Annotated in this window: 5 protein-coding genes and 1 pseudogene; 5 read left to right on the plus strand and 1 reads right to left on the minus strand. The window is 45.1% G+C overall.

The window, feature by feature from the left end; translation table 11 throughout:
- Positions 1-302, plus strand: a pseudogene (locus QVP35_RS00845) (hypothetical protein); the annotation flags it as partial.
- A 47-nt stretch (positions 303-349) separates the two neighbouring features.
- Here the strand turns inward: QVP35_RS00845 and QVP35_RS00850 are convergent.
- Positions 350-1,285, minus strand: coding sequence for a sugar-binding transcriptional regulator (locus tag QVP35_RS00850; RefSeq protein ID WP_009290056.1), 936 nt, complete (start codon positions 1,283-1,285; stop codon positions 350-352).
- A gap of 251 nt (positions 1,286-1,536) precedes the next feature.
- Here QVP35_RS00850 and QVP35_RS00855 point away from each other — a divergent pair, with 251 nt between their 5' ends.
- From QVP35_RS00855 to QVP35_RS00870, 4 genes are all read left to right on the plus strand, one after another.
- Positions 1,537-1,944 (plus strand): transcriptional regulator GutM, encoded by a 408-nt coding sequence (locus QVP35_RS00855; RefSeq protein ID WP_006568344.1) that lies wholly within the window; start codon positions 1,537-1,539, stop codon positions 1,942-1,944.
- Between the two features lie 158 nt (positions 1,945-2,102).
- Positions 2,103-2,624 carry a PTS glucitol/sorbitol transporter subunit IIC gene (srlA, locus tag QVP35_RS00860; RefSeq protein ID WP_006568345.1) on the plus strand — a complete coding sequence of 174 codons (522 nt, stop codon included), beginning with the start codon at positions 2,103-2,105 and terminating at the stop codon, positions 2,622-2,624.
- 18 nt (positions 2,625-2,642) lie between these two features.
- The gene (gene srlE / locus QVP35_RS00865) at positions 2,643-3,635 is read left to right on the plus strand and encodes a PTS glucitol/sorbitol transporter subunit IIB (RefSeq protein WP_009290055.1); all 993 of its coding nucleotides are present in this window, start codon (positions 2,643-2,645) and stop codon (positions 3,633-3,635) included.
- 38 nt (positions 3,636-3,673) lie between these two features.
- Positions 3,674-4,042 (plus strand): PTS glucitol/sorbitol transporter subunit IIA, encoded by a 369-nt coding sequence (locus QVP35_RS00870; protein WP_009290054.1) that lies wholly within the window; start codon positions 3,674-3,676, stop codon positions 4,040-4,042.
- Positions 4,043-4,107 lie beyond the last annotated feature (65 nt).

The following is a 4,107-nucleotide window of genomic DNA, read 5'->3' on the forward strand; positions in this document are numbered from 1 at the left end:
CCTGTGTACCGATCGACGGATTAGTATCTGAGTGTATCACAAGAGCGAAGATCGACCTGAAAGCAGGTCAGACCATCGACGGAATCGGAGGATTCACAACACACGGATCTATCGCGGAAGCAAAAGAATCTGACGCCAAAGGATATGTACCGTTCGGACTTGTAACAAACAAGGCAGTTATGAAGAGAGATGTGAAGAAGGGTGAACTCCTGACATACGATGATGTGGAATTAGATAAGTCAACCCTGATCTACCAGCTGAGAAAAGAACAGGACGCAATGTACGGAAGAAACGTTTTATAATCAGTACAAAATTAAAAAGGAGCCTTGCTGTAAGGCTCCTTTTGTGCTTAAACCAGCGCCAAAGCTGTCTCTTCGTCTGTAAAAAACGAATTGACGAGTTTTAAATTCAAGGCTACATCAATAATCTGTACCTTGTGGAGTCCGTCGGCTACACCGATGGAAACCCGTGCATTTTTGGCAGCCTTAAAGATATCTGCTTTGATCAGGTGTTTGGTTGCCTCGGTTTCTACGGTTTCACCTGCTCTGGTGAGGAACTGAAGGGCTACATCACCGATGGCGTGTGCAGCTTTTAGTTCCGCGATTTCCTGATCATTCAAAATGTTGTAGCAGGTGAGAATCGTTGATTCAAAACTTCCAAGACCCATGAGGAGAATATCCGCATGTTCACCCAGATTCAGAATCTGTCTCGTGTGTTCATTGGAGATCAGGGTTTCATATTCTTCTTTGGAAGAACAAAAGGCAGGAATGTGAAGCATTTTTGCGGTTCCGCCGATGGTATTTGCCAGCTGGAGAGTGTTATAGGTGGGAAGCGCCTCGAAGGATTCACCGAAGCTTCCGGCCAGAGGGACAGTCTGTACATCCGGAAAGCTGATGGGATGCAGTTCTTTAATAAAACGGGACACGGCATTTCCCCAGCCCACACCGACAACGTCTTTTGGCTTCAGCTGTGAGATGAAGTAATCCGCGGCAGCCTGTGCTACATAATCTCTGTTTTGATCTTTTGTGCTGATGACGCCTGCATAACTTAAGCCGTATTTTTCTTTTAGTGCTTCCTCAAGCTGGCTGTTTCCGGTTACAGGGGAATTGATTTCTATCTTTACGATGCCAAGGTCTTCTGCCCTGGACAAAAGCTTGGAGACCCAGGGCCTTGAGATACTTAATTTTTTTGCAATTTCCTGCTGGGACAGCTTGTTCTTATAATACAGAGTTGCAACCAGAACAATCTTGTCCAGCATATTATCTGGATTTTCTTTCTTCTTCATAGGGTAACCTCTCGATCATGAATTTATTAAGGCACATATGTAACTATATGATAAGAGGATTATAAGCCATTTATTCAGGGTTTTCAAGGTTTTTGTGAAAAAATATATTTTAGTATTGACGAACATATGTAAAGTGATTATAATGAAGTTAACAAAAGTAATTAATAAGCACATATGTAACTGACGAGGATGAGACAAAACAAAAGATGAAGAATACACCACGGAATGTTAAATGAAAGGAGCCAAACTGTATGAATGGTATTTCGGTTTTTTTATTAGTGATTTTCGTATTGTTTGTTGTTCAGGCTGTCGGGGGATATTTTCAGGTGAAGGATTACCGCAGAGCGGTAAGGAGGGTACATAAGCTTGGGAATGTCGGAATCGGCCAGAAGAAAGGGAGGCTGCTTTCAGGAAACATTGTGATGATCGCCTGTGACCAGAACGGAGTGATCACCGGCGGGGAGATCATGGAAGGATTAAGCTTCCTGACAAAGTTCAAACCAATCTCTGAGTTTCTGGGAAAGGAACTCGTCGGAACGAGTATTTATGAGTACCTTGACGAAGTCAGAAACTTTGAGAAAAAGAGACGGAAATATTACAAAGGATATATCAGAGCTTTAGAAGCTTTGGATATGAGATTTCAGGGAAATACCTTGTAATCTGAAACAAGATATATAGAACGGCTGAAGAGAGTAAAACTTATGCAAGTTTCTAAGGGCCCGGAAACAATAATCGGTTTTCCTTTTCTTCAAAATTCATCTGCTAGTTTCTTCTATATATAGATCAAATCAACTTTTAGTAAGAAGGAGGAAAAGATATGGAAATTATATCTAACGCTGCCAACGGATTTATTAAGCTATTCCAGGAGGGCGGCACCACATTTATGGGATGGGTTACCGGAATCATTCCATTGGTTGTCTGCCTGATGACAGCTGTTAACTCAGTGATCAAGCTGATCGGAGAAGAGAGGGTGGAACGCTTCGCGCAGAAGCTGACCAGATTTGCAGTACTCCGCTATACGCTGCTCCCGATCATCGCGGTGCTGTTCTTAGGAAACCCGATGTGTTATACCTTCGGACGTTTCGTAGAAGAAAAATACAAACCTGCTTATTATGACTCCTGTGTAAGTTTTGTACATCCTGTTACCGGACTTTTCCCACATGCGAACCCCGGCGAACTGTTCGTATACACCGGTATCTCAGCCGGTATCACGAAGCTTGGCCTGTCCATCGGAGGACTTGCCGTGAGATACTTTATCGTCGGTGTAATCGTTATTCTGATCCGTGGACTGCTGACAGAGCAGATCTACTTCAGAATGACCGGAAAAGCAAGCAAGTAACGGAAAGGGGGATCCAGTATGTATAAAACAATTACAATCAAGGCCGGAGACGGCGGATGGGGCGGACCATTAACAATCACCGCAACGGAAAAATGCCACAAGATTTTAAGTGTAACCGGCGGAGGAATTCATCCGGTGGCTCAGAAGATCGCAGATATGACCGGCGGAGAAGCGTTAGACGGATTTAAGACAACAGCGCCGGACGAGGAAGTGCTGGTCGCCGTAGTGGACTGCGGAGGAACCGCAAGATGCGGCGTTTACCCGAAGAAAGGGATCTTTACCGTTAACCTGATGCCAGTAGGGCAGGCAGGACCGCTCGCACAGTTTATCACTCCGGAGATCTATGTATCCGCAGTGACAGAAAAAAATATCTTTGAATCTGATTATAAAGGAGATGCAGCTTCGACCAAACCGGCTGCAGCAGATGAACCGAAAAGCAAAGACCAGGCGAAAGAAGAGGTTGCAGCTGCAAACAGCGGCAAAAAAGAAGGAATCATCGTTAAGATCGGAAAAGGCGTTGGAAACGTCGTCAGCAAGTTTTTCCAGGCCGGCCGTGAGACCATCGAGATGATCATTAAAAACGTGCTGCCGTTCATGGCATTTACGAGTACCCTTTTGGGTATCATCAGTGCCAGCGGATTAGGAAATGTCATCGCAAAGACGATCTCTCCATTATGTAGTACCTTGCCGGGAATGCTTGGTATCTCCTTCGTGTGTGCCCTGCCGTTCTTATCTCCGATCTTAGGGCCTGGAGCTGTTATCGCACAGGTAGTCGGAACTCTTTTGGGAGCACAGTTTGCTCTTGGAAACATCCCGCCGCAGTATGCACTGCCAGCACTGTTTGCTATCGATGCACAGGTTGGTGCCGACTTCGTACCAGTTGGACTGAGTCTTGGAGAATCAGAGCCAGAGACCATTGAGATGGGTGTTCCGGCCGTATTATTCTCAAGAATCGTAACCGGACCTTTGGCAGTCTTGATTGCATTCGCATTCAGTATTGGAATGTACTAAGAAGTATAGAAGCAAAAATGGAGGGTAAAGACGAACCTATGAAATATCAGTCAACCATCACAGGCTTAGGACCGGACGCATTAGCGTTCCTCTCAGATGCCGATATGAACTTTATCATTATATTCAATGAAGATGCCCCGCCGGAGCTTGCTGAACTGTCAGTCTTACATACAAAAGCTGAGCTGACAGAAGAACCTGCGGCAGGAGACACCATGACGATCTGCGGCAAAGAGTTTACAATCAGCGCCGTAGGAAGTGAAGCACCGCATACCTTAAAGGAACTTGGACATTGTACATTAAGCTTTAAGGGCGGAACCGAGCCGGAACGCCCGGGATGCATTATGCTGGAAGGCAGTGCATTGCTGCCGGAGGACTTGAAAGCCGGCGGCACGATTGAAATCAGGTAACAATCTAACAATCATACATAGAATTTAAGGAGATTGATGTTATGTTAAACATGGACAAAAAACTG

The sequence above is a fragment of the Anaerostipes sp. CAG:276 genome (assembly GCF_000432215.1).
GTDB classification, from domain to species: domain Bacteria; phylum Bacillota; class Clostridia; order Lachnospirales; family Lachnospiraceae; genus Anaerostipes; species Anaerostipes caccae.